This is a genomic window from Flindersiella endophytica (assembly GCF_054779015.1).
Window position 1 is genome coordinate 339099 of the sequence record NZ_BAAGYY010000009.1, and the last position, 23089, is coordinate 362187.

The 23089-nt window shown below is 68.8% G+C and carries 23 protein-coding genes and 1 riboswitch; of the genes, 9 read left to right on the forward strand and 14 right to left on the reverse strand.

Features of this window, described 5'->3' with window-relative positions; all coding sequences use genetic code 11:
* Positions 1-76 precede the first annotated feature (76 nt).
* From ACYVF6_RS06915 to ACYVF6_RS06925, 3 genes are read left to right on the forward strand one after another with little or no spacing between them, the layout of a single operon-like run.
* Positions 77-1342, forward strand: coding sequence for an ABC transporter substrate-binding protein (locus ACYVF6_RS06915; protein WP_460517308.1), 1266 nt, complete (start codon positions 77-79; stop codon positions 1340-1342).
* Entirely contained in the window at positions 1342-2307 is a 966-nt protein-coding gene (locus ACYVF6_RS06920) for a carbohydrate ABC transporter permease (RefSeq protein ID WP_460517311.1), read from the forward strand. The genes ACYVF6_RS06915 and ACYVF6_RS06920 overlap by 1 nt, the downstream gene beginning before the upstream one ends.
* The gene (locus ACYVF6_RS06925) at positions 2304-3134 is read left to right on the forward strand and encodes a carbohydrate ABC transporter permease (protein ID WP_460517314.1); all 831 of its coding nucleotides are present in this window, start codon (positions 2304-2306) and stop codon (positions 3132-3134) included. The genes ACYVF6_RS06920 and ACYVF6_RS06925 overlap by 4 nt, the downstream gene beginning before the upstream one ends.
* 112 nt (positions 3135-3246) lie before the next feature.
* On the opposite strand, the gene ACYVF6_RS06930 is transcribed toward ACYVF6_RS06925, so the two are convergent.
* Genes ACYVF6_RS06930 through ACYVF6_RS06945 form a run of 4 tightly spaced genes read right to left on the reverse strand, consistent with a single transcriptional unit; the run spans position 3247 to position 10019 of the window.
* Entirely contained in the window at positions 3247-3807 is a 561-nt protein-coding gene (locus ACYVF6_RS06930) for a hypothetical protein (RefSeq protein ID WP_460517317.1), read from the reverse strand.
* An 11-nt stretch (positions 3808-3818) separates the two neighbouring features.
* The gene (locus ACYVF6_RS06935) at positions 3819-4493 is read right to left on the reverse strand and encodes a nucleotidyltransferase domain-containing protein (protein ID WP_460517320.1); all 675 of its coding nucleotides are present in this window, start codon (positions 4491-4493) and stop codon (positions 3819-3821) included.
* Position 4494: 1 nt separating this feature from the next.
* The gene (locus tag ACYVF6_RS06940; protein WP_460517323.1) at positions 4495-7563 is read right to left on the reverse strand and encodes a DUF3427 domain-containing protein; all 3069 of its coding nucleotides are present in this window, start codon (positions 7561-7563) and stop codon (positions 4495-4497) included.
* A gap of 41 nt (positions 7564-7604) precedes the next feature.
* The gene (locus ACYVF6_RS06945; RefSeq protein WP_460517325.1) at positions 7605-10019 is read right to left on the reverse strand and encodes a beta-glucosidase H; all 2415 of its coding nucleotides are present in this window, start codon (positions 10017-10019) and stop codon (positions 7605-7607) included.
* Positions 10020-10063: 44 nt separating this feature from the next.
* Here ACYVF6_RS06945 and ACYVF6_RS06950 point away from each other — a divergent pair, with 44 nt between their 5' ends.
* From ACYVF6_RS06950 to ACYVF6_RS06975, 6 genes are all read left to right on the forward strand, one after another.
* The gene (locus ACYVF6_RS06950; protein WP_460517327.1) at positions 10064-10642 is read left to right on the forward strand and encodes a TetR/AcrR family transcriptional regulator; all 579 of its coding nucleotides are present in this window, start codon (positions 10064-10066) and stop codon (positions 10640-10642) included.
* A 55-nt stretch (positions 10643-10697) separates the two neighbouring features.
* Entirely contained in the window at positions 10698-11432 is a 735-nt protein-coding gene (locus ACYVF6_RS06955; RefSeq protein WP_460517330.1) for a maleylpyruvate isomerase family mycothiol-dependent enzyme, read from the forward strand.
* A 91-nt stretch (positions 11433-11523) separates the two neighbouring features.
* On the forward strand, positions 11524-11904 hold the full coding sequence (locus ACYVF6_RS06960) for a hypothetical protein (RefSeq protein WP_460517333.1): 381 nt from the start codon (positions 11524-11526) through the stop codon (positions 11902-11904).
* A 48-nt stretch (positions 11905-11952) separates the two neighbouring features.
* On the forward strand, positions 11953-13059 hold the full coding sequence (locus ACYVF6_RS06965; RefSeq protein WP_460517336.1) for a hypothetical protein: 1107 nt from the start codon (positions 11953-11955) through the stop codon (positions 13057-13059).
* Positions 13060-13162: 103 nt separating this feature from the next.
* On the forward strand, positions 13163-13600 hold the full coding sequence (locus tag ACYVF6_RS06970) for a toxin glutamine deamidase domain-containing protein (RefSeq protein WP_460517339.1): 438 nt from the start codon (positions 13163-13165) through the stop codon (positions 13598-13600).
* Positions 13597-13884, forward strand: coding sequence for a hypothetical protein (locus ACYVF6_RS06975; protein ID WP_460517342.1), 288 nt, complete (start codon positions 13597-13599; stop codon positions 13882-13884). Before ACYVF6_RS06970 ends, ACYVF6_RS06975 begins: the two co-directional genes overlap by 4 nt.
* Positions 13885-14049: 165 nt before the next feature.
* On the opposite strand, the gene ACYVF6_RS06980 is transcribed toward ACYVF6_RS06975, so the two are convergent.
* The 10 genes from ACYVF6_RS06980 to ACYVF6_RS07025 form a co-directional block, all read right to left on the reverse strand.
* Positions 14050-15075, reverse strand: a complete 1026-nt coding sequence (locus tag ACYVF6_RS06980; protein WP_460517345.1) for an ABC-2 transporter permease — start codon at positions 15073-15075, stop codon at positions 14050-14052.
* Entirely contained in the window at positions 15072-15962 is an 891-nt protein-coding gene (locus ACYVF6_RS06985) for an ABC transporter ATP-binding protein (protein WP_460517348.1), read from the reverse strand. Before ACYVF6_RS06985 ends, ACYVF6_RS06980 begins: the two co-directional genes overlap by 4 nt.
* Positions 15959-16351, reverse strand: a complete 393-nt coding sequence (locus ACYVF6_RS06990) for a GntR family transcriptional regulator (protein ID WP_460517351.1) — start codon at positions 16349-16351, stop codon at positions 15959-15961. The genes ACYVF6_RS06985 and ACYVF6_RS06990 overlap by 4 nt, the downstream gene beginning before the upstream one ends.
* Positions 16352-16652: 301 nt before the next feature.
* Positions 16653-17234, reverse strand: a complete 582-nt coding sequence (locus ACYVF6_RS06995) for a dienelactone hydrolase family protein (RefSeq protein ID WP_460517354.1) — start codon at positions 17232-17234, stop codon at positions 16653-16655.
* 79 nt (positions 17235-17313) lie between these two features.
* Positions 17314-18123, reverse strand: a complete 810-nt coding sequence (locus ACYVF6_RS07000) for a phosphotransferase family protein (protein WP_460517357.1) — start codon at positions 18121-18123, stop codon at positions 17314-17316.
* A 10-nt stretch (positions 18124-18133) separates the two neighbouring features.
* Positions 18134-18799, reverse strand: coding sequence for a transcriptional regulator (locus ACYVF6_RS07005; protein WP_460517360.1), 666 nt, complete (start codon positions 18797-18799; stop codon positions 18134-18136).
* Positions 18800-19933 (reverse strand): sensor histidine kinase, encoded by a 1134-nt coding sequence (locus tag ACYVF6_RS07010; RefSeq protein WP_460519405.1) that lies wholly within the window; start codon positions 19931-19933, stop codon positions 18800-18802.
* Between the two features lie 68 nt (positions 19934-20001).
* Entirely contained in the window at positions 20002-21009 is a 1008-nt protein-coding gene (locus tag ACYVF6_RS07015; protein WP_460517362.1) for a ketopantoate reductase family protein, read from the reverse strand.
* An 11-nt stretch (positions 21010-21020) separates the two neighbouring features.
* Complete coding sequence (locus ACYVF6_RS07020; protein ID WP_460517365.1) at positions 21021-22358, reverse strand: hypothetical protein; 1338 nt, start codon at positions 22356-22358, stop codon at positions 21021-21023.
* A gap of 38 nt (positions 22359-22396) precedes the next feature.
* A complete protein-coding gene (locus tag ACYVF6_RS07025) occupies positions 22397-22888 on the reverse strand; it encodes a pyridoxamine 5'-phosphate oxidase family protein (RefSeq protein WP_460517367.1) in 492 nt (163 codons plus the stop codon).
* 73 nt (positions 22889-22961) lie between these two features.
* A riboswitch (SAM riboswitch) is annotated at positions 22962-23076 on the forward strand.
* The last annotated feature ends 13 nt before the right edge of the window (positions 23077-23089 follow it).

A 23089-nucleotide genomic window follows, 5' to 3' on the forward strand; every position in this document is an offset into this window, starting at 1 on the left:
AGGCCTTTCGGAAGTAGCGTGCGCGCGCAAGATCCGCGTACATCGCTGGGTCTGACTTCGAACGTGAGGCGGACGTATGAGCACGACCCGACGACATTTCCTCGCCGCAGCGGGCGCCAGCCTTTTCGGCGGGGTCGTTCTCGCCGGCTGCGGCCAAGGCGGCTATCTGACCAAGGAAGGCACGCTTAGTCTCTGGTATTGGGACCGGTCCATAAGCGACGACATTCTGGCCCAGGCGCCCAAGGTAACCGGGCACAAGCTGAAGCCGCAGAAGGTGCCCAACGACTACAAGGCCAAGCTGCTCACCAGCCTGGCGGGCAACGCGTACATCCCGGACATGGCCGGGTTGAACGAGGACGTCGCAACGTACTTCCCTGATGCGGACCAGTTCTACGACCTCAACGAACTCGGCGCCAAAGACGTCGAAGGCGACTACCTGGACTGGAAATGGCAGCGCGGCCTCACGCCGGACGGGAGGCTGATCGGCTTCCCCATGGACACCGGGCCGACCGCCTTGTACTACCGACAGGACCTGTTCGAGAAGGCCGGACTCCCAACCGAGCCGGACGACGTGGCGGCGGAGCTCGACACCTGGGAGAAGTACCTCCAAGCCGGCGAGAAGTACAAGAAGGCGACCGGCAAGGCCATGATGGACAACATCAACCGGGTCTTCTCACAGGCCGTCGCCCAGCAGGCGACTCGGTACATGGACGAGAAGGGCAAGTTCATCGGCGACGGTCCCCAGATCAAGGATGCTTGGGACCTGGCAGTCCAGGCCAACGAGCTCAAGCTCGCGGCCAACGTCGAGGACTGGACACCGGACTGGAACGCCGCGTTCTCGACCGGCGCGGCGGCGAGCTTCGTCGGTGCGGTCTGGATGGCACCGCCGCTCAAAGAAGGGGCAGGCAACACCGAGGGCAAATGGCGGGTCTGCCGGGCACCCGGCGGTGCGGGCAACAGCGGTGGCTCGTTCCTCGCCATCCTCAAGGCCTCCCGCGATCCGGAGGCCGCCTGGGAGACCATCAAGTGGGTGCAGAGCCCGGACAACCAGGTCCGCGCCTACAACGAGATCCAGCTCTTCCCCGCGGCGAAGGCCGGACTCACGAGCCCGAAGGTGCTCGTGAAGGAGAAGTTCTTCGGCAACCAGATCATCAACGAGGTCTTCGGCAAGTCCGCGGGCGAGGTGAAGCCGGTCTACCTCAGCCCGTACGACAACCTGATCAGCGGACCGATCACCGAGCAGATGACGAACATCTGGGCGGCCGGGAAGAAGCCCGACCGAGCCTGGGATGACGCCCTCAACGAGGTCAACCGCCAACTCGAGCACAGGGGGCTGATCTGATGGCTACCACCACCAAGACCCAGGTCGAAGAAACCCAGCCGTCCGCACCGGAAACGCCGGCCCAGCGCAAACGGCGCGAACTACTGCCCGTCTACGCGGCGATCTCGCCGTTCTACATCCTGTTCGCCATATTCGGCGTCTTCCCGATCATCTTCTCGCTCTACTTGTCGTTCCAGGACTGGGACGGCATCGGCGACATGAAGTTCGTCGGGCTCGGCCAGTATCAGTACCTTCTGAGCGACCCGCAGTTCTACAAGTCGGTCATCAACACGTTCCAGATCTGGGTCATCTCCACGGTCCCGATGCTGGCGCTCGCGCTGGTCATCGCGTTCATGCTGAACCAGCAGATCCGGTTCAAGAGCGCCTACCGGATCGCGTACTTCCTGCCGAACGTGACCTCGATCGTCGCGATCGCGATCATCTTCGGCTCGATCTTCAGCGACCAGTTCGGGCTCATCAACGCCGGAATCCAGGCGGTCGGCGGCGGCCAGATCCACTGGCTCACCGCTCCGTGGGGCGTCAAGATAGCGGTTGCCTCGATGATCGTCTGGCGCTGGTGCGGCTACAACGCGATGATCTATCTGGCCGGCCTGCAGGCGATTCCCAACGACCTCTACGAGCAGGCCAGGGTCGACGGTGCGAGCTGGGTGCAGATCTTCTTCCGCATCACGGTTCCGATGTTGCGGCCGATCATCCTGTTCACCGTCATCACGTCGACCATCGGCGGCATGCAGGTCTTCACGGAGTCGCAGGTGCTGCTCGGCAACGACGGTGGCCCGGGTAACGAAGGCCAGACCATGGTCCTCTATCTGTACGAGCAGGCCTTCATCAACAACGACTTCGGCTACGGCTCGGCAATCGGCTGGGGCCTGTTCGTCATCATGATTCTGTTCTCCATCATCAACTGGCGGCTGGTGCAGGGCGCCGGAACTCGCAGCCTGCGGAGAGGGGCGATCCGCGCATGAACGGCGCCGAAACCATCAAGCGCGTAGTCGCGCACGTCCTGCTGGTCATTGGTGTGATCGTCTCGATCTTCCCGTTCTACTGGATGTTCGTGATGTCCACGACCAGCAACGAGGACATCTTCTCCTATCCGCCTCGACTGTTCCCGGGCCCGAACCTGTGGTCGAACATCGAGAAGGTGATCAACGGCATCCCGTTCTGGAGCTCGGTGCTCAACACGGTCATCGTTTCGGTGCTCACCACGGTGCTCGTGCTGTTCTTCTCCTCGCTCGCGGCGTTCGCGTTCGCGAAGTTCGAGTTTCCGGCCAAGCGGGTGCTTTTCGTCTTCCTGCTGGCGACGTTCATGGTGCCGGGCCAGCTGTCCCTCGTGCCATCGTTCGTCATCATGTCGGAGCTCGGCTGGGTCGGAACGCTGCAGGCGCTGATCATTCCTGGAATGGTGAGCGCGTTCGGCATCTTCCTGCTCAGGCAGTACGCCGAGAACGCCGTGCCCAACGAACTGCTCGACGCGGCCAAGATCGACGGCTGTGGTTTCCTCCGGCAGTACTGGAGCGTCGCCGTGCCGTTGCTGCGGCCCGGACTGGCGTTCCTCGGCATCTTCACGTTCATCAACGCCTGGAACGACTACGTCTGGCCGCTGGTGATCATGATCAATCCGGACCAGGTGACGCTGCAGGTCGCGTTGTCGCAGCTTCGCGGGCTGTACCAGACCGATTACTCCATGGTCATGGCCGGCACGCTGCTCGCGGTGATCCCGCTGATCGTCGTGTTCTTCATCGGCGCCAGGAACTTCCTGGGCAACCTGGCGGCGGGTGCGATCAAGCAGTAGCCGCCGTCCGGCCGTAGGCCGAAAGCAAAGGGCCCCTCGCTCGATACTACGAACTGCCTGAGCGAGGGGCCCTTTGTCATGCGTATAACTAGACGGCGGGTGGGTGGTTCGGTTACACGGGCCTTCGCCAGGTCTCCGAGTGGCTGATGTAGGCGGTCGAGGAGGGCCGGTCGGCCGGACCGCTGACCTTCACGTGGCCGGCCAGCCTTCGTCCTCCGACGGTGATCTCGGCGTTCGCGCAGGGGGCGAGCGCCATCGTCAGGGCGTGCGGCGGCACGTCGGCACCGAGCGGGAACGCGTCGATGCTGACGGGACGCCGGGCGAGGACGTCGCCCAGCCGGACCTCCAGGTCCCCGGCCCGCGCGTGGACGCCTGCGGCCAGGTCGAGCTCGACGTGCACTGGCGCTTCTTCGATCGTGGGCGCCGCCCAGCGCAGGCCCTCGACGTCCGGGAAGTGGCGGACGAAGTACTCCGCGAGCCAGCCGCCGAGCTCCGGGTCCGGGCCGAGCACCCGCACCGTCCCCTCGTACACCGCGACGATCGCCTGGCCGTGCCCCTTCGGCGACCAGTCGACACCCCAGATCGACACGAACGCCGTCGGCCTGCCGTCGTCGCCGACGAGCTGGACGCCGGGGTTGTATCCGAGCAGCACGATCTCGGTCGCGTGGGTCACGGTGAGGGAGCCTAGTGCTGCTTCAGCCGGGCCACGATCCAGCCGATCAACTCGCGGGCGGTGTCGATGCGCTCGTCGGTGTCGCCGAGGAACAACCGCTCGTACTTCTCCGCCACTTCGGCCGGGCCGGCCCTCAGGTCGTCGAGATGTGGCCGCACCGAACTGTTCGGCGGCAACGGCCGGTCGTTGGCGGCCCACAACCCTTCGATGATTCCCCAGGAGCTGGTCCCGGCCACGAACGCGGCCTTCAGCCGGTCGCCGCCCTTCTGCGCGACGTCGATCTTGTCCAGGGAGCACCCGAGCAGGAACGCGATCCTCGCCTTCTCCTCGGGCGGCGTTCGGTAGGTGCGGAAGCGTTGTCCGGCCAGTCCTCTGAGCTCGTCGAGTACGCCGCGGGGGTCGTACAGGACGCGGCCGTCCAGGTAGGCGTAGACGTGCATCGGATTCGCCTCGAGTGCCGCCCGGGCGGCCGCGGCGTCGGCGAAGCTCCGCTCGACCAGCACGCCGCGCCAGACCACGCTCGCCGCATCCCGCTCGACCCCATCAGCGACGACATAGCGCAGGTCGATGTCCGTACCCGGCAACGCGTCCCCACGAGCCACCGACCCCGTCAGCAACACCCCGACGATCTCCTCGTCGCCGCGCGCTTCCTCGACCAGTTCGTCCACCAGCTCGCCGTACAACATGTCAGCCCACCGTCGCCTTGGCGTAGTGGTAGACGTCGGCCGGCAACGCGTGCCGGAGCCGCCAGTGGAAGCGGATCGGACGGGACCCCTGGTGCGAGACGTATGTCATCGGGCCAGCGTAGAGATAAGGCGGCGCGCCCCAGCCCTCGTCGCGGTTGGACTGCCGGACGAACAGATGGACGGTGGAGCCGAGCTCCTCGTGGTGGATGTAGCGCTGCGGGTCTCGATGATGCGGCCGGCGCACGCTCTGCGACTCCCACTGGAAGAGCTCGGGCGTGATCGCGCGGTCGTGGTACATCGTCGTCGGCGAGTAGTGCTCCTCGGCCTTGTCGATCGTGACGAAGAACAGGTCGGCTCGGGCATCGGCCACCCACTTCACGCCCTCCCGTACGTGCGCGGGCCGGTCGACACCGAACGCGGCGAGCGCCTCGTTCTTGGAGTACCGCGCATGCAGGCACAGGAGGCCGACCGCCGGCGTCACGCGCCGGATCTTGGCACGCAGCAGGTCAGCGACCACCTGGAGCTCCTCGCAGCGTCGTGGGTGCTCGTCGATCAGCTTCCGCAGCCGCTCCTCGGCTTCGCTCTTCCGGTCGCTGCCGCCCCACAACGCCACGTCCAGCATGTTCAGCACGCCGGCTCGGGGCGTCTCAGGCAGCCGCGCCAGGTCCTCCAGCCGGCTCGGGTCGTCGATGTGCAGCATGCGGCCGATCGCGCTCCCCAGCTTCCGGTCGGTCTCGTCCGCCGGATCGTCGTCCAGTCCCGCGGTCCGGCGAAGCCCCGTCCAGCCGGCGCGGCCACGTCGGTAGAGGTCCTCGAGCTCGAGGCCGGTCTCCGCGAGGAACTCCGGCAGCGACGGATCGCCGTACGAACGCAGCTCGGCCGCCAAGTCTCGCCAGCGCAGCTCGAGAGCCTGCCGGACGTTGCGCAGCACCATCCGGCCGAGCTCGCGGTCGAGCTGGATGTGGCACCCCGGCGGAAGCGTCGGGAAGCCGTCCTCGATCTCCTTGGCCAGCCTGGTCCGGCTGACTCCGCTGAGGGCGCGGTACCTGCGGTCGAAGCGGAACTGCTTGTGCTGCATCCCCACGAAGTCCAGCACCGTGAGGCACGGCTTGTCCGACGTCCGCCGCAGGCCGCGACCGAGTTGCTGCAGGAAGACGGTGGCGCTGTCGGTCGGCCGCAGGAACAGCGCGGTGTCGATCTCGGGGATGTCGACGCCCTCGTTGAAGAGATCCACCGCGAAGACGGCGTTGATCCTTCGCTCGCGCAGGTCTCTCAGCGTCTGGTCGCGTTCCTCTGCGGAGCTTCGTGAGGTGAGCGCCCGGGACGGGATTCCCGCGCGGTCGAAGCGTTCCGCCATGAACAACGCGTGCTCGATACTGACGCAGAACCCCAGCGCCCGCATCCGTCCCGGATCGTCGATCTTGTCGCGCACCGCCTGCAGAACGACGGCCACGCGCGTGTCGTTGCCCGTATAGAGGTTGGTGAGCTCGCCGACCTCGTAACCCTGCCCCCGCTTGAACCCGATGCCGGACAGGTCGGTTCCGTCGTGGATGCCGAAGTACTGGAACGGGCTCAGCAGATTGCGTTCCAACGCCTCCCACAGCCGCAGCTCGACCGCCGTCCTGCCGTCGAACCAGCTCCGGATGTCCAAGCCGTCGGAACGTTCGGGCGTCGCGGTGAGGCCCACGAGCACGTGCGGTCGAAGGTGGTCGAGCAGTCGGCGGTACGTCGGCGCTTCCGCGTGGTGAAACTCGTCGACGATCACCATGTCGTACCGCCGCGGATCCAGGTTCGCCAGGTCGAGCCGATGGAGCGACTGAACCGACGCGAACACGTGCTTCCAGTCCTCCGGCCGCCGGCCACCGACGTACAGCTCGCCAAAGGCGTGGTCGCGGAGAATCTGCCGGAACGTCAGCAGGCTCTGGGTGAGGAGCTCGTTCTGATGGGCGACGAAGAGCAGGGAGTCGACCCTGCCCTCCTCACGCAGCCGCCGGTAGTCGAGCCCGGCGACGACGGTCTTTCCGGTGCCCGTCGCCATCACGACGAGGTTGTGCCAGTAGCCGTGCACCGTTCGTTCGGCGTCCAACTCGTCGAGAATCTCCGACTGATACGTCCGGGGCCGAACCTCGATCGGAGCCAGGTCGATGACCGTTGCGCCCGTCCGCTCGCCACGGGCTTCGGCCAGCGCGCTGCCGAGCCGGTCGGCCTGCTCACGGTCGTGGGGGTCGTAGTCCTCGTACTCCGAGTCGTTCCAGTAGTCGTCGAAGGTCGCGGCGAACGTCTCGATCAGATGGGGCTGTTCGGCTTCGGCGAGTCGGACGTTCCACTCCAGCCCGTGGCTGAGCGCCGTCCTGGACAGGTTCGACGAACCCACGTAGGCCGTCGACAGGCCGTTCTCACGGCGGAACAACCAGGCCTTGGCATGCAGCCGGGTCATGTGCACGTCGTAGGACACCTTGATCCTGGCGCCCAGCTCGGCGAGCTTGTTGAGCGCGCTCTGGTCGGTCGCTCCGATGTAGGTCGTCGTGACGACCCTCAGCTCGCCACCTCGTTGCCGGAACTCCTCGATCGCGGGCGCCAGGATCCGCACACCGTTCCACTTCACGAACGCGCACAGCAGGTCGACCTTGCCGGTCGAGGCCAGCTCTCGCTTGATCTCGTGGCCGATCTCGGGCTGGCCGCGCCCGTTGACCAGCAACGCGCTCGCGGACAGCGGAATCTCCGGGCGCAGCGGAAAGCTCGGCTTGCCATCCGGCGTACGGCAGCGCGACACCGCCATCAGCTCGCTGGCGGCCGCCACCAGATCGTCCCGGTCGACGGCGTCTGCCGCCGTTGCCGCGATGGCGTCGGCGATGCGGTTCGCCATCTCGATCTGAACGGCCACATCGTCCGAGCTCGCGGAACGAAGCGCGCGCCGGGCCAGGGCAGCCAGATGCCGGGCCAGGACGTCGGGGGCGGTCGCGGACTCCAGGTTCTCCAGCTGAAGCAGCTCCGGCTCGATGTCGGCCAGCCGGCCTTCCAGGCCGTGGGTCACAAGGTGCTGATAAATCCCCGGCGCGAGCTCACCCATGGCCGGCACGATACCCAGCGCCGGCCGGGCGCATCTCGCCGTCAGGCGGTGAAGGTGCCCACCAGGCGGGTGTCGGCGATGCTGCGGCCGACCTCGAGGCGGTAGTCGCCGGGGACGGTGACCCAGCCGCCGTTGTCCCAGATCTGGGTGGCGCGTTCGCCGACCTCGATCGTGGCGGTGACGGACTGGCCCGGGGCGGCTTCCACCGCCGCGAAGCCGGCGAGCCAGCGCATCGGACGGGAGTCCTCGATCCGGGCCGCGAGGTAGACCTGGACGACTTCGCGGCCGGGGCGCTGCCCGGTGTTGCGCACCGACACCGAGACCGTACGCCCCTCGACGGACACGCCGTCGTACGACCAGTCGGTGTAGCCCAGGCCGTGCCCGAACCAGTACGCCGGCTGGGTGCCGGTTTCCTGCAGCGCCCGCTGCCAGGCGCGGTAGCCGATGAAGAGGTCCTCGTCGTAGCGCACCACGCCGTCGACCGGCGTCACCGAAAGCACCGGTACGTCGGCCTCGCGGGCGGGCCAGGTGGTGGGGAGCCGGCCGCCCGGTTCCAGAGCGCCCGTCAGGACGTCGGCCAGGGCGGCGCCGGCCTCCTGGCCGGGGAACCAGGTCAGCAGGACCGCGCCCACGGACTCGCGCCACGGCATCTCGACCGGAGACCCGGCGTTGACGACGACCACGGTGCGCGGGTTCGCCGCCGCCACGCGGGCGACCAGCTCGTCCTGCCGGCCGGGCAGAGCGAGGGTCGTACGGTCGAAGCCTTCCGACTCGACCTCCTCGGTCGTCCCTACGACGACGATCGCGACCTCCGAGGCAGCGGCAGCCGCCACGGCTTCCTCGATCAGTTCGTCAGCAGAAGCAGTCGGCTCGGCGTGCCCGAGCGTGAACGACACGAACGCGAACGGCAGGTTGGGGATCTTGGGAACGCTGTACGTCAGCGAGACCGGCACCGCGCGTCCGGCTTCCAGCGAAACCTCGACGACTTCTTCCGGTGGGTTCAGGAACGCCGCCGGGTCGTTGCCCTCGACCTCGTTCGTCCCGCGGAACACCTCGATGCCGTCGATCCGCAGCCGGAACTCGCCGACTCCGGTGACGCCGAACCGGTGTGTGCCCGTCCTCTGCGGAACGAACTCGCCGAGCAGCTCGACCCGCGTCAGCGGCTCCAGCTCGACCTCGCCGGGTAGCTCGCCGATCCACTGCGCCTTCCCGTCGGCCATCGGCGTGACGCCGAGCAGCCCGCCGTTCCCGTTCCAGAAGCGCGCCTCCAGCGTGAAGCCGGCCCGGGCAGGCGCCAGCCGGACGCGGGGGTCGGCGCCCAGCGCGTACGTCACCGGCAGCACCGAGCGAAGCCCTTCGAGCGGCGAGACGATGTGCGGAGGGAACACCGTCGCCGAGCCACCGCCCAGCACGCGGGCATCGGAGGCGGCCACGCCGATTACCGCAGCCGACTGTGGTGCTGAGGGGGCCTGCGCCAACGGCAGCAGACCACCCTCGTTGCGTACCAGCACGAACGACTGTGCGGCGATCTTTCGCGCGAGCGCCGAACCGTCCACGGGCGGCGGCAGCTGGGTGACGGCCGGCGGCACGCCGTCCAGTGCGCCGACCCGCGCGGCCAGCCGCAGCACGCGCCGCACCGCCTCGTCGACGACCGCCTCGGGTACGTCACCGTTCGACACGGCCTTCGCCAGCGCCTCGCCGTAGACGGTCATCGGCCCGGGCATCGCGATGTCGAGCCCACCGAGCGCCGCACCGACCGTGTCGCGGGCGGCCGTCCAGTCGGAGACGTTGATGCCGTCGAAGCCCCACTCGCCCTTCAGCACGCCGTTGACCAGCGCCGCGTGCTGGGTCATCGTGGTGCCGTTGACCTGGTTGTACGAGGTCATCACGCCCCACGCGCCGCCCTCGCGCACGATGGTCTCGAACGGCGCGAGGTAGAGCTCGCGGAGAGCGCGTTCCGACACCTGCACGTCGACGGTGAAGCGGTCGGTCTCGAAGTCGTTGGCGACGAAGTGCTTGACGGTCGTGCCGACGCCACCGTCCTGCACGCCGCGCACGTAGCCCGCACCGATCTTGCCGGTCAGCAGCGGGTCCTCGGAGTAGCACTCGAAGTGCCGGCCACCAAGCGGCGAGCGGTGGAGGTTGACCGTGGGCGCGAGCAGGACGTGCACGCCCTTACGGCGAGCCTCCTGCGCGAGCAGCCGGCCGGCCTCGCGGGCCAGCTCGGGCGACCAGGTGGCGGCCAGGGCCGTCGGGCTGGGCAGCGCGATGGACGGGTCCTCGGGGGTCCAGCGGGTGCCGCGCACGCCGATCGGGCCGTCGGACATCACGAGACTCCGCAGGCCGATCTCGGGTACGGCCGGAAGCGTCCACATGTCCTGGCCGGCGAGCAACCTCGCCTTGGTGGACAGATCGAGCCTGCCGAGCGCGGCCTCGATCACATCTTCTGCGGACATCAGACCTCCTGGACGACCTACCGAGTACTCGGTAGGTTACCTGCGTGCCCAGCCGCCGTGAAGAGATCGTCGATGCGGCGCTCGCCACGATCGCCGAGCGCGGCTACAAGGGCGCCTCGCTGGCCGAGATCGCGCAGCGGGTCGGGCTCACGCAGCAGGGCCTCCTCCACTACTTCCGCAGCAAGGAGCTCCTGCTCGAGGCGGTCCTGGCGCGTCGTGACGAGCTCGACCACGACCATTTCTTCGGTACGCCGCACACCGCGGCCGGCGGGCTGGAGGCGCTCGGCCGGCTGGTCGAGCACAACACGGAGCGCCACGGGCTCGTGCAGGCCTTCACCGTGCTGTCCGGCGAGAGCGTGACCGACGGCCATCCCGCGCGTGAGTTCTTCCAGCGGAGATACGCCGAGCTACGCCGTTCGATGGCGGCGGGGTTCGCCGCGGAGTACGCCGACCGGCTGCCGGTCGGCGTCACGCCCGAGCAGGCCGCGGTGATGCTGATCGCCGTGCTCGACGGCATGCAGGTGCAGTGGCTGCTCGACCCGGACGAGATCGACATGCCGGCGTTGTTCCGGACGTTCCTCGGCCTGCTCGGCCACGACCCGGAGGCCGCTCCGGAGCGGTGACGCCCGCCGGAATTCCAGGTGAGCGATGTCGGTGCCCCCACCTATGGTTACCGCCATGAGTCTCTCCACCGACGCGTGCCTGGCCGCGATCACACACCATTCCAGCGGCTTCGCCGATGCCGTACGCACCAACCTCGACGCCAAGGTCGAGCACTGCCCCGACTGGGACGTCGCCGACCTGGTCTGGCACCTGACCGACGTCCACTGGTTCTGGCGCACGATCGCCGGAGACCGGCTCGCCGAGCCGCCTGCCGAATCCCGCCGCCCGGCGCGGCCCGAGCGTGACCAGCTGGTGACCACGTTCGAGACCGGCGCCGCGCAGCTCGTCGAGGTGCTGGGCGCCGCCGACCAGGCCGCGCCGGTCTGGACCTGGTTCCCCGGCCGCCAAGACGTCGGGTTCATCACCCGCCACCAGGTGCAGGAGGCCGCGGTCCACCACTTCGACGCCGCCAACGCCGCGGGGCAGCCGTGGAGCATCGTGCCCGAGATCGCGGCCGACTGCGTCGAGGAGTTCCTCACCTGCTCGCTGGCCGACGCCGAAGACGTGCAGCGGCTCGGGCGCACACTGTCCGGCCCGATCGTGTTCACCGCCACCGACCTCGACACCTCCTGGACCGTCTCGCAGGCCGACCCCAACGCCGCCCTGCTGTGGACTCCCGGCGCCGACGGTCCGGCCACGGTCTCCGGCACGGCGGCCGACCTGCTGCTGTGGATCTACGGCCGCACCCAGCTGCCGGCTACCGAGCCGGAGCGGGTCGCCGAGTTCCGCGGGCTCAGCTCGACCGACTGACCGCCGCCTCGGGTCGTACGCCGGCCGGCGTACGACGGAACACCTCCCCGAGCGGACGCGGCCAGGCCGCGCGGCCACGACGCTGGTTGGCATGACGAAGCAGCAGAGGTTCTCCAAGCCCACAGTCGCCGCGCTGGCCGGACTGCTGGCCGGTGCCGCCGGGATCTCGGTGCTGTGGGCATCGGGTGTCGAGTTCCCGATCTATCCGCCGCCGGGCATCCTCATCCTGCTGGCCGGCTGCCTGTTCGTCGGCCTGGCGACGTGGCGGTGGGCGCCTGCCGTCGGAGCGGCGCTCGGGTTGTTCGTCCTCGTCGGCTTCCTGATCAGTCCGACCGGGATCGGCAACCTGCTCGGCAACGACGGTGCCGCGGTCGCCACCGGACAGGGCATTCAGGTAGCCGGCGTGCTCGTCGCGCTGGTCGCCGGCCTGCTCGCGACACGGCGCAACTACCAGGTCCCGGGCCGGCCGTAGGCCACCCCCGAGGTTGCCCGGCGCGCCATCCGCTGGTCTGATGTGGTCATGCGCAAGGCCCGGACCAGCACATTGCTCCCTCCGCACGGGGTGCGCGCGCTGGTTCCCGTGCTCGCCGCCTCCGGTGGAGCCGGCCGCTCGACCGTGGCCGGCCTGCTGGCGCAGTCGTTCGCGCTGGCCACCCGTACCGTCCTGATCGACCCCGCACCTCGCGCGGTCTCGCCGTGGGCCGACTGGCTGGGCGTGGGTATGGCCAGGCCCGAGGCACCCGGCATCACCGCGCTGGTCGGCGGACGCGGACTCGACACCGCCGCCGTCCAGGAGGCCTCGACGCGCCGCGCCGTACCACTCGGCAGGGTCAGCAAGAAGGAGTTGCCTGCCACCGGGATCGACGCCAGGGAAGGCATCGGCTACGACGTGCTCGCCGACACCAGGCCGTGGACCCGGCCGCCGGTCGCGTTGCCGGAGGATCCGCGGTGGTACGCACAGCTCGTCGAGCTCGGTGGCTGGTTCTCGGGCGTCGTCGACATCGGCGTTCCGATCGTCGCCTCGCATCTCGCGGCCCGGGCGGCCGTCCGCCAGTCGCTGCTGGACGCCTGGATGCGCCGCGCCGACACCGTGCCCGTCCTCGTCACCGCCGCCAACGGCTTCGGCGCCGCCGTGGTCGTCCGCCTGATCACCGCGCTCGAGCAGGACGGTGTGCCCACCAACCGCCTCGTCGTCGCCGTCGCGAACACCGCCGGAACCGATCCACCCCGCTGGATGAACACCGAGCTCGCCCAGCTGCCCGGCCGGATCGCCGCACTGGTGGAGATCCCGCACGACAAGGCGATCCGCGCCGACGGCCTGGCCCGGCTCGACGACGTACACGAACCCACGCTCGAAGCCGCCCGCAAGATCGGCCGCGTGGTCGCCAACCTCGTACGCCACCACGCCGGCGAAGACTCCGACGAGCCGTACGTCTTCCAGCTCGGCAGCGGCCCGGCTCCGGTCGCCGATCCGGGCGCCGCGACGGCCGAGCGCTACTACGGCGGTACCGCGGGGCAGGAGCCGCCGGGCGGCCCACCACCCCAGGCACCGCCTCCGCGGAACCCGCCACAGCAACCGCCGGCCACCGGCTGGGTTCCCACCCGCCACAACCCTGGATCCGGCTGATCCGGCTCGGCCGGCTGCCGACCCACGACCGGTCTAGACTGAAGCGCTTTCACCGAGGGATGGGATCACTTCATGGCCGTACCGCCCGAGCGGACGTGAACGCGTGGATCCGTACGACTTCAACTGCACCCACTGCGTCCAGGTCTACGAGCTGCGCCGGCGCGACCTGAACGTGGAGGCGACCGGACTGCCGGCCGCGTTGCTGCCCAGCTCGGCCGGCCTCGGCGGCCGTCAGCTGGCCGACGTCGAGCGGGCCTGGGGTGTGAGCTTCCGCGAAGCCGGCCAGCAGCAGATCGTCGATCTCTTCGAGGGGTTCGGCCCGGGCGCGCGTGGCTTCATCGCCGTGCTGTGGCGGTTCGGCGGCGGCCACGTGTTCAACATCGAGAACGCCGCCGGCACGGTGCGCTTCGTCGACCCGCAGACGGCGGACCCGGACGTGTCGCACTACTTCGAGCTGGCCGAGTGGTCGGCGTACGCGCGTACGGACGACACGTCGCCCGGATCCGCCGTACTGGAGTTCGCCGTACGGGAGTCCGGATGATCACCTACGAGCAGGCCAGAGACCTGGTGCGCAAGTCGTTCGAGCCGGAGTGGACCGACGGCACGTTCTACCTCGACGACCGGACCGTGCTGGAGAACGACGAGCTGTACGTGTTCCGGATCGGCCCGCGCGAGCTACTGGTCGACGGCGACCTCTCGTTCGCCCGCTACGGCGGCGCGGTCCCCGCCGTCGTCAAGGCCGGCGGCAATATCGTGCTGATCCCGGAGATCCGGATGGTCGACCTGGCCGGCTCGCTCCGGATCCGTTCCAACTCCCAAGCTTGACGGCTAGACGATCTGTTCCAAGGGGTTGCCGGTCAAGCGCGCAGCGGATGGCGCCGCGCTGGCAAGGCGGAGGAGGAGCCAGGAGGGGCCTCCGGCGATCGACGACAACGCAGCCAGCGTGGATGCCAGGCGTCGCGCGTCAGGCGACCCCTTGGAATAGATCGTCTAGGACACGCGCCGGCGGGTGTACCAGAAGGTGAACGCCGAGAGCAGCAAGGCGATCGCCAGGTAGATCCCGGTCTCGATCCACTGGAACGACCAGAACCGGTTGGCCGGGTGATAGGTCAACTCGGCGCGGTAGCCGAGCCGGTTGATCTCGGCGAAGCACGCCTTCATCTCGTCCTTCTGGACGGCTTGCGGCGCGCATGGTCCGGACGTCAGCGACAGGTTGATGCTGTCGACGACGTTGCCGGATCCGTCGACGGTCTGCCCGTCCAGCAGCCAGTCGCCCGCGCCCGGCGCCTTGGTCTCCAGCTGAATGCTTCCAGTGCTGGGATTGCGCATGATTCCGTCCAGGACCGAGCGTGAGATCTCGATGGTCGAATGGACCGGAGGCAGCAGGTGCGGCCTTACCAGGAGAGGCATCGCGATCTGTACGACGACGAAGACCGCCAGCGTCACGGCCATCGCGGGCAGCGCCCGGCGCACCAGCATGCCGACCGTCATACCGAGCGCGAACGCGAATGCCGCATAACCGATCGGAACGATGCCACGCGCGTCGAACACCAGCGACCCCAGCCGCGGGAGGACCTCGGTGCTCACCTGGTCGATCGTGCGGGACCACCACGTCACCGCCAGGCTGCACACTCCGGCCGCGACGATCGTCGCCAGGCCCGTCAGGGTCAGCTTGACAGCAAGCCAGCGGGTGCGCGTGATGCTCTGGTTCCACACCAGCCGATGCGTGCCGGCTTCGAGCTCGCGGCTGATCAGCGGCGCTCCCCAGAACAAGCCGATCAGCGCCGGCAGCACCAGGCTGACGGCGGTCACCGCGAGGAAGACGCTCTGGTGGTCGTTCATGAACTTGTTGGTGAACTGCGAGCAGTCTCCGCTCGCCGTACACGCGGCGAGGCCCGTCGCGTAGCTGTCTGCCAGGCCCGGGCCCGTGAGACCCAACAGGAGCGACAGTGCGGCCAGCCCGCCGAACATCGCGATGATCGCGGTACGGAACTGGCGCCAGGTCAGCCAGATCATCGCTGGACCTCCAGGATCGGCTTGTTGTGGGTACGGGTGGTGGTCGTCATGTACGCCAGGACGAGGTCCTCGAGGCTGAGCTGGCTGACCGTCCACGCGGGATCGTGGATCGTCGACTCCGTACGCACGATGTACGTGCTCTGCACATCGGTGTGGCTCGCGGCGATGACGTGCTGGTCGGCGGGCATCCGTTCGGGTTCTCGGCGCGGGCCGGTCAGCCGGTGGTGTGTCGCGAGCAGGTCGTCGACCTCACCGGCCACCTGGACGCGGGAGTCGACGAGCACGATCAGGTAGTCGCAGGTGCGTTCCAGGTCGGAGACCAGGTGCGAGGACAGCACGACGCTGAGCTCGTGTTCGACCGCGGCCTCCAGCAGTCCCTGCAGGAACTCACGCCGAGCGAGCGGATCGAGGGCCGCCACCGGCTCGTCCAGGATCAGCAGCTCGGGCCGTTTGGCGATGCCGATCGTGAGCGCGAGCTGGGCTCGCTGGCCACCGGACAGCCGGCCGGCGCGTTGCGAGAAGTCCAGGCCCAGTTGGCTGATCCGGTCGCGGGCCAGTGCGTCGTCCCAGCGTGGGTTGAGCCGAGCACCGAGCTTCAGGTGCTCGGCGATGGTCAGGCCGGGGTAGGTGGGAGTGTCCTGCGCGACGAACCCGACCCTGGCCAACTGTGCCGGGTCGGCTCCGGGCCGGCCGCCGAGCACGCTGATGCTGCCGGACGTCGGCATCAGCTGACCGCTGGCAAGGCTCAGCAGCGTGGTCTTGCCCGCGCCGTTCGGGCCGACCAGGCCGACGATGTGCCCGGACGGTACGTCGAGGGTGCAGTCGGTGAGCGCCCAGTGCTTGCCGTACCGCTTGCCCAGTCCTCGGGCCGAAAGTGCCGCGGTCATGCTATGTCCTCTCCAGCGGCGGACCGAAACGTCGTCATGAACAGGGCCTCGATGCTTTCGTCGTCGAGTCCTGCCGTACGAGCCTTGAGCAGCCAGCGCCGCAGCTCCTGGCGCAGCGGCTCGTGTGCGGCGAACGACGCGTTGACGAGCGTCGCCTTCACGAACGTCCCCCTGCCGGGACGGGCGGTCACCAGGCCCTCGTGCTCGAGCTCGCGGTAGGCCTTCAGCACGGTGTTGGGGTTGATCGCCAGCTGACCCACCACCTCCTTGACCGTGGGGAGCTGGTCACCTTCGCGCAGCAGCCCGAGTCGCAGGGCCTGCCGTACCTGGCGGACCAGCTGGAGGTAGGGCGAGACCCCGGACCGCTCGTCGAGATGGAACTCGATCACGGCTTACTCCATTCATCTAGTTGACTAGCACTATAGATGAATGGTGAGAGGAGTTGTCAACAGCGAGAATGGGTTGTCCACAGCCCGCAGAGCGCTTCTCACAGACTCGGTTCGGTTGTGCACAGCCAGGTCCACAGCCGTCCACCAGCTGTCCCCAGGGTTTTCCACAGGCTGTGTGGATGGGTCGGTGGACAAGACGGTCGGCTGAGCGCAGCAACGGCTGCAGCCGGCAGCCGTTCACGGGTGACAACGAGGGACCCGTGAGCGTCTACCGGCCGCAGCCGAGCAGGTTTGGCGGGGATCAGCCCAGCTTGGCGAGGAAGTCGAGCATGCGGCCGATCGCCTGCCTGGCCGCCACCTCGTCGTAGGACGGCAGCGACGAGTCGAGGAACAGGTGCTTGTCGCCGGGGTAGAGGAACAGCTCGCCGTTGTCGCCGGCCTGCTGCACCAGCTCGCGGGCCGCGTCGAGGTCGCCCTCGCCGGCGAAGCTGGGGTCGTTGTCCATGCCGTGCACCTGGACGGGAACGCCCGCCGGCCACGACTCGCCGAACTCCGACACCGTGATCGCGGCCTCGAGCAGCAGGGCACCTTTGGCGCCGGCGCGGGTCTGGGCGAGCATCTGGCCGGGTACGCAGCCGAGCGAGATGCCCGCGTAGACGAGCTCCGCCGGCAGCCCTTCCACGGCGGCCGCGCCACGTTCGGCGACCGTGCCGAAGCCGATCTCCCGCACGTAGCCGATGCCGTCGTCGATGGTGGGGAACGTACGCCCCTCGAACAAGTCAGGGACGTGGACGGTGTGGCCCGCCGCGCGGAACTCGTCGGCGAGGGTCTCCACGCCCTTGCTGAGCCCCAGAACGTGATGGAAGAGCACAAGCTCGGCCATGGTCAGTCTCCGTACTGATCGGGTAATGATCCAAACTTTTGGAACGTTCGGCGATGATAGACCAAACCGCTGGCGCGGATCAATAGCGCGGTGGGAACAGCCATTCGAACGCGGCATGACATTTGCCGACGTACGCCGCAACACCCGTGGTCAGGCCGTGCGCCAGATCCTCGAACACCGAGCAGCGCGCGTAGAACTCCGCCCGGGCGCGCACCCGGTCCGATCCGTACGCCGCGAAAGCTGCGGCAAGAGCGCTCGGTCCGAGGTCGCGGTGGACCAGGCCGAAGTCGCGGGCGGGATCGGTCAGGCCGGCGTCGGTCCAGTCGATGACGCCGGTCACCGCCAGCGAGGCAGGATCGACCAGGACATGCTCGATGCCCAGGTCGTTGTGCGAGAACACCAGCTCGGCGGCCGGCTCGGGCGCCGGTGACTGCAGGAACACCTCGATCCGCGGCCGGAACTCCGCCGGTACGTGGTGGGCGACGGCCGCGTAGTGCTCGCGAGCCTCGGCCAGCCACTCCGAGGGCGGCCAGTCGTCGACCTCGACGAGCTCACGTACAGACGCCTCCGGAACGCCGTGCAGCGCGGCCAGGAACCCACCGAGCGTGGTGCCCAGCCGGGACGCCGCCGCCTGCCGGTCGGCCGGCGGAACCAACAGCAACGGCATGCCCGGCAGCTTCGGATACGCCAGCCAGCCCTGCTCCGCGTCGACGGACTCGATCGCCGGAACGGTGAGCGGCGACCACGCCGCCACCGCCGCCAGCAGATGCGCCTCGCGGCGTACCTGCGCGGCTCGTTCGACCGGATCGGCGAGCTTGGAGTACCGCACGACCAAGCCGTCGGCCGTCTCGTACGCCGTGTTGTCCAGCCCGGAGCCGAGTGGCCGCATCTCGCCGGAGTCAGCCGAGCCAGCCGGGCCGGACCAGGCCGGCCTCGTACGCGAACACCACCAACTGCGCCCGGTCGCGCGCGTTCAGCTTGATCATCGCCCGTGAGACGTGGGTCTTCGCGGTCGCCGGGCTGACGACCAGCTTCTCTGCGATCTCGTCGTTGGTCAGCCCCTGCCCGACCAGCGCGACCACCTCGCGCTCGCGTTCGGTCAGGTGCGCGAGGTCGGGCAGGTGCCCCGGATCCTTCGCCCGGCTGGCGAACTCCGCGATCAGCCGCCGGGTCACTCCAGGAGACAGCAACGCGTCGCCACCCGCGACCGCCCGGACGCCGCGCAGCAGCTCGACCGGCTCGGTGTCCTTCACCAGGAAGCCGCTCGCACCGATCCGCAGCGCCTCGAAGACGTACTCGTCGAGCTCGAACGTCGTCAGGATCACCACCCGAACGCCGGCGAGCTTCGGGTTGGCGACGATCTGCTTGGTGGCTTCCAACCCGTCCAGGTCGGGCATGCGGATGTCCATCAGGACGACGTCCGGCTCCAGCCGGGTGACCAGCGTCACCGCTTCGGTGCCGTCGTTGGCCTCTCCGACCACCTCGATGTCGGGCTCGGCGGCCAGCAGTGCGCTGAACCCGGCCCGGACCAGCGCCTGGTCATCGGCGAGTACGACCCGGATCATCTAATCCTCCAAGGGAATCTCGGCCCGCACCCGGAAGCCGCCGCCCGGTGCCTGCCCAACCGTCAGCTCGCCGGAAAGCGCGCTGACCCGCTCTCGCATGCCCTTCAATCCGCTACCACCGTTGGCGATCGCGTCCAGGTCGGCACCCTGGCCCGCATCGGAGACCTCTACCGTAAACAAGTCCGGTGTGAACCTGAGCCGCACCGTCGCACCGGACGCGCCGGAGTGCTTCAGCACGTTCGTCAGTGCTTCCTGGATGATCCGGTAGGCCGCGACGTCCACGCCCGGCGGCAGCGGCACTCGTTCGCCCTCGGACCGCACCCGGACGTCGAGTCCCGCGAGCTTCGTACGTTCGACCAGCTCGTCCAGCCGCGCGAGTCCGGGTGTGGGGTGCCGTGGCTCGCCATGGTCGACCTGCCGCAGCACGCCGAGCACCGAACGCAGCTCGACCAGCGCTTCCTTGCTGGCGCCCTTGATCGCGGTCAGCGCCGTCCGCGCCTGCTCCGGCTGCTTGTCCATCAGATGCAGCGCGACGCCGGCCTGCACGTTGATCAGCGAGATGTTGTGGGCCACGACGTCGTGCAGCTCGCGGGCGATCCGCAGGCGTTCCTCGGAGACCTTTCCGAGATCCTCGGCCTCCTTGCGGCGACGGTTCTCACGTACCCAGTCGTCGCGAACCCGCAGCACCTCCGCCGCGATCAGGATCACCAGCGCCCAGCCGCCCACGATCAGCACGTCGGTCGACGCCGGCGCGTCCCTGGTTCCGAGCAGCCACCCGAACAGCCAGTGCCCGCCGACCAGGAAGATCATGGCCGACCAGGCGGCCAGCCGGTACCGCTGCCGGATCGTCTCGAACGCCGCCACGATCGGGGGGATGATGATGAAGCCGTACGGATAGGTCAGCAACAGGTAGACCAGCGCGACGCCGGCCGTCCAGAACATGACCGGCACCGGCCAGCGCCGGCGCAACACGAGCCCGGCCGGCGCGAGGATCAGCAGCGCGATCCCGAGCGCGTCGATGGGCGCCCGGTCCGGCTGCCGGCCGGATGCGCCGACAGCCGCCAGCACGCCGACCACGGCCAGCACGAGGGCCAGCTTCCACGCCGGCTCCCAGCTCAGGAACTTCTGCCACATCGCTCTCACGTCTGGCAGATTAGGCGAGCGACGGCGGCCACCGCATCGGCTGTGGGTGTACTCCTCGGCTACGTCGCGGAGAGTACGGCCTGCTCGAGCCCTTTCAGCAGCTCTTCCGGCGGCACCGATCCAGGCTCCCGACCCTCCCTCGCCAGCTGGTTGGCGAGTTGCCGGGCGTACTCGTTGGCCGGTGCCGGCACGCCGTGCAGCCGGCCGAGCAGCACGATCTCGCCGTTGAGGTAGTCGGCCTCGATCGAGCCCGTGCCGCGCGCCAGGCTCTGCCACGACGAGCTGCCCGACCGCTTGCTGCCGTTGCTGCTCGGCGGGATCTGCAGAATGTCGCCCCGCCTGGCCCGGTCCTCCTCGACGGACGTGAACGCGATCCCGGCGGCGCTCAGCACCGCCTCGCCCTCGGCGCGAAGCTGCGTACGGGCGTCGCCGTAGTTGCCCCGGCCGGCCGCGGCGTCGAGCGCGTTGGAGAGGTTCATCAGCAGCTTGTTGTACTTCCACCGCATGATGTCCGGCCGCGGCTCGGACACGCAGCGCGCACTCTCGAACGCTGTTGCGATCTCCCGCGCGGTGTCGTCGACGCCCTCGGGGTAGCGGCCGATGTCGAGGATCGCGGCCACCGGAGCCGCACTGCCCTCCACCACACCCGGCTCGAGGTGGGTGGCGGGGAACATCACGCAGACGCCGTAGACGTTCTCGAACATGCGAAGCGCCATCCGCTCGTTGGCGACGGCGTTCTGCACGCAGACGATCGGAGTCGCCGGATCGGCGACGGCGGCCAGCTCGCGCAGTGCGGCCTCGGTATCCATGCTCTTCATCGCGAGCAGGACGACGTCATCCTGGCCGAGCCCGTCGATCTCGCGCGGGCTCGCGACCGCAGGGATCCGTAGCGTGCGCTCGCCGTCTGGCATCACCAGCCGCAAGCCGCCTGCCCGGATCGCGGCGAGGTGAGCGCCACGCGCGATCAAGACGACGTCGTGCCCGGCCTCGTGGAGCAGGCCGCCGAGAACGCCACCGATCGCGCCGGCGCCGTAGACGATGAAACGTTTGCCAGAAGTCTTAGCCACGGCGTTCGAGGCTAGCCGCCCACGGTGAGGATCCGCACCTTTCCGAGGGAGCCGGACGCGGGCAGGTCCTCGGCCAAGAGCGGACGGTCACCGATGAGCTCGCGAAGGTCGCGCTCGGCCGGCTGGTCGTGGCCGCGCTCGAACAGGACGAAGGTCAGCCCGGCGATCGACCGGCGCTGCTCGGCGCGCGCGAAGCTCGTCGTCCCGCAACCGGAGTACCAGCCGATCTCCGGTTGATAGCTCGTCACCACGACACAGGGCCGGCGCAGGTGTTCCGCGACTGCGACGAGCGAGCGCCGGTCGCCGGTTACGGCGGCGAGCGCATGGTCCCGGACGTGGAGGTAGGCGAACGGCAGCTGAGCCAGTGCCACCACTGTGACGGCGGCCAGCGCTACCCGAGAACGGCCGGCGATCGCGTCGGCGCCGAGCAGGATCAGGGCGATCACCGAGAAGTACACGAATCGCGGTTCGCCGTGTCCGACCAGGCCGAGCAGCACGATGCCCAACACCGCGGACAGGCCGAGGAACGCCTTCCAGCGTTCGTGCCGCCCGGCGATCGCCGCGATCAGCCCGATCGCCATCAGCACCGCGCCCAGCACGCCAGCCAGGCCGGAAGGGAAGTTCGTGACGTAGAAGACCAGCCCGTCGCCGAAATAGACCTGGTTGGCGGACGCGCCGGCGTCCGCGAGCAGGCCCCACGGCCTGCCGGTCAGCCAGGTCGCGTAGGCGAAGTGCGGTACCAGTCCGGCGACGAACACGCCGGTAGCCAGCACAAGCCGCCGCTTGTCAGCGAGCCAGACCTTGGGACCCCACACCACCAGCGCGGCGAGAGCGATCGCGAGCAAGCCGGCCGTCGCGCCATACCGCAGGTAGAACGTCGCGAGCGCGACGACTGCCAGCGCGATCAGCCGGCGGCGGATCACCAGATAGGCGCAGGCGAACAGGAGCCCGGCCGCGCCGATGTCGCTCAGGAACTCGGGCACGCGGCGGAGGAACGGTGCCGCCGTCAGCACAACCAGGACGACAGCGGACGCGCGCCAGTACGTTGTCAACCGTGCCGCGACGACGTAGGTGATCGCGAGCGTCAGCAGAACGAGCAGCAGGCCCACCGCTCGGAGGGCTCCGACGCTGTCATGGATCGTGAGCGCCACCGCACCGAGGGCGGGTACGCCCGGCGCACGGCGTGGATCCCACTGTGCGGCCGGCAGATCGGTCAGCCAGGACCGTGCCTTGGCGGCGTAGACCGACTCGTCGTGTCCGAGAAACGGCTCAGCCCCCTGCAGTCCGTACCAGAGCAGGAACGCCATGCCGAGCAGGGCAAGCAACGGAAGTACACGGCGGTAAGGCACGCCGGACAGCATGGCGGCTCCCGGTGAACAGGTGGTGGCTACGGCTCCACGTGCACGCGGCGGTCGATGCCGGTGCCGTAGTCCGGGTCGCGGCCGGGGACGTGGATCTCGTGGCTGGTCGCCGTCGCGCGATAGAGCCCGAACTCCGTGTCACTGCTCAGCTCCTCCGGCCGGTACGCCCGGGCACCCCCTGGCTTGAGGTTGGCGAACGCCTCCGCACATGCATCTGGAAGCTCGTCGTCCGGCACGATCTCCGCAGTCGCGCCGACGTAGACCGCGCGCCCTTCGCCCACCGGCGCCGTCGAGTTGAAGATCACGAGCGCGATCGCGGGACGCTCGGCGACGTTCACCGAGTGGTGCGCGGCCGGCGAGGAGATCCAGTAGAACCTGCGGTAGTCGCCGTGGGTGAAGTACACCGGAGAGACGCGTGGCTGGTTGTCCGGATCGATGGTGCCGAGCGTCATGTAGAAGTTGCCGTCGATGACCTGCCGGGCCCGCTCGTTCAGTTCCTCGGAAATCGAATCGTCCATATTCCGGAATGCCTTCTCAATCTGTGAGATACGGATTGTACGAGCCTGACGGTCGTGTCCTATCGTGGTTCGCGGTCATGAGCGCCAGCGTCAAGCCCCGGCTTGCTGGCCGGCAACCCTCCTCCGCGGTGGGGTGCTCCGGGTGAGGACCAGGCCGACGTCCACACCGGCGCCGGCAAGCGCGGAGAAGGGGATCTTCAC

What these genes read in the sequence shown, in the direction of transcription:
- ACYVF6_RS07025 (WP_460517367.1), bottom strand. Translation starts at nt 22,888, where the DNA reads ATGGACGATTCGATTTCCGAGGAACTGAACGAGCGGGCCCGGCAGGTC.
- ACYVF6_RS06985 (WP_460517348.1), bottom strand. Translation starts at nt 15,962, where the DNA reads ATGACCGCGGCACTTTCGGCCCGAGGACTGGGCAAGCGGTACGGCAAG.
- ACYVF6_RS06980 (WP_460517345.1), bottom strand. Translation starts at nt 15,075, where the DNA reads ATGATCTGGCTGACCTGGCGCCAGTTCCGTACCGCGATCATCGCGATG.
- ACYVF6_RS06960 (WP_460517333.1), top strand. Translation starts at nt 11,524, where the DNA reads ATGACGAAGCAGCAGAGGTTCTCCAAGCCCACAGTCGCCGCGCTGGCC.
- ACYVF6_RS07010 (WP_460519405.1), bottom strand. Translation starts at nt 19,933, where the DNA reads ATGTGGCAGAAGTTCCTGAGCTGGGAGCCGGCGTGGAAGCTGGCCCTC.
- ACYVF6_RS06965 (WP_460517336.1), top strand. Translation starts at nt 11,953, where the DNA reads ATGCGCAAGGCCCGGACCAGCACATTGCTCCCTCCGCACGGGGTGCGC.
- ACYVF6_RS06975 (WP_460517342.1), top strand. Translation starts at nt 13,597, where the DNA reads ATGATCACCTACGAGCAGGCCAGAGACCTGGTGCGCAAGTCGTTCGAG.
- ACYVF6_RS07000 (WP_460517357.1), bottom strand. Translation starts at nt 18,123, where the DNA reads ATGCGGCCACTCGGCTCCGGGCTGGACAACACGGCGTACGAGACGGCC.
- ACYVF6_RS06955 (WP_460517330.1), top strand. Translation starts at nt 10,698, where the DNA reads ATGAGTCTCTCCACCGACGCGTGCCTGGCCGCGATCACACACCATTCC.
- ACYVF6_RS06920 (WP_460517311.1), top strand. Translation starts at nt 1,342, where the DNA reads ATGGCTACCACCACCAAGACCCAGGTCGAAGAAACCCAGCCGTCCGCA.
- ACYVF6_RS06945 (WP_460517325.1), bottom strand. Translation starts at nt 10,019, where the DNA reads ATGTCCGCAGAAGATGTGATCGAGGCCGCGCTCGGCAGGCTCGATCTG.
- ACYVF6_RS06995 (WP_460517354.1), bottom strand. Translation starts at nt 17,234, where the DNA reads ATGGCCGAGCTTGTGCTCTTCCATCACGTTCTGGGGCTCAGCAAGGGC.
- ACYVF6_RS07005 (WP_460517360.1), bottom strand. Translation starts at nt 18,799, where the DNA reads ATGATCCGGGTCGTACTCGCCGATGACCAGGCGCTGGTCCGGGCCGGG.
- ACYVF6_RS06940 (WP_460517323.1), bottom strand. Translation starts at nt 7,563, where the DNA reads ATGGGTGAGCTCGCGCCGGGGATTTATCAGCACCTTGTGACCCACGGC.
- ACYVF6_RS06935 (WP_460517320.1), bottom strand. Translation starts at nt 4,493, where the DNA reads ATGTTGTACGGCGAGCTGGTGGACGAACTGGTCGAGGAAGCGCGCGGC.
- ACYVF6_RS06915 (WP_460517308.1), top strand. Translation starts at nt 77, where the DNA reads ATGAGCACGACCCGACGACATTTCCTCGCCGCAGCGGGCGCCAGCCTT.
- ACYVF6_RS06925 (WP_460517314.1), top strand. Translation starts at nt 2,304, where the DNA reads ATGAACGGCGCCGAAACCATCAAGCGCGTAGTCGCGCACGTCCTGCTG.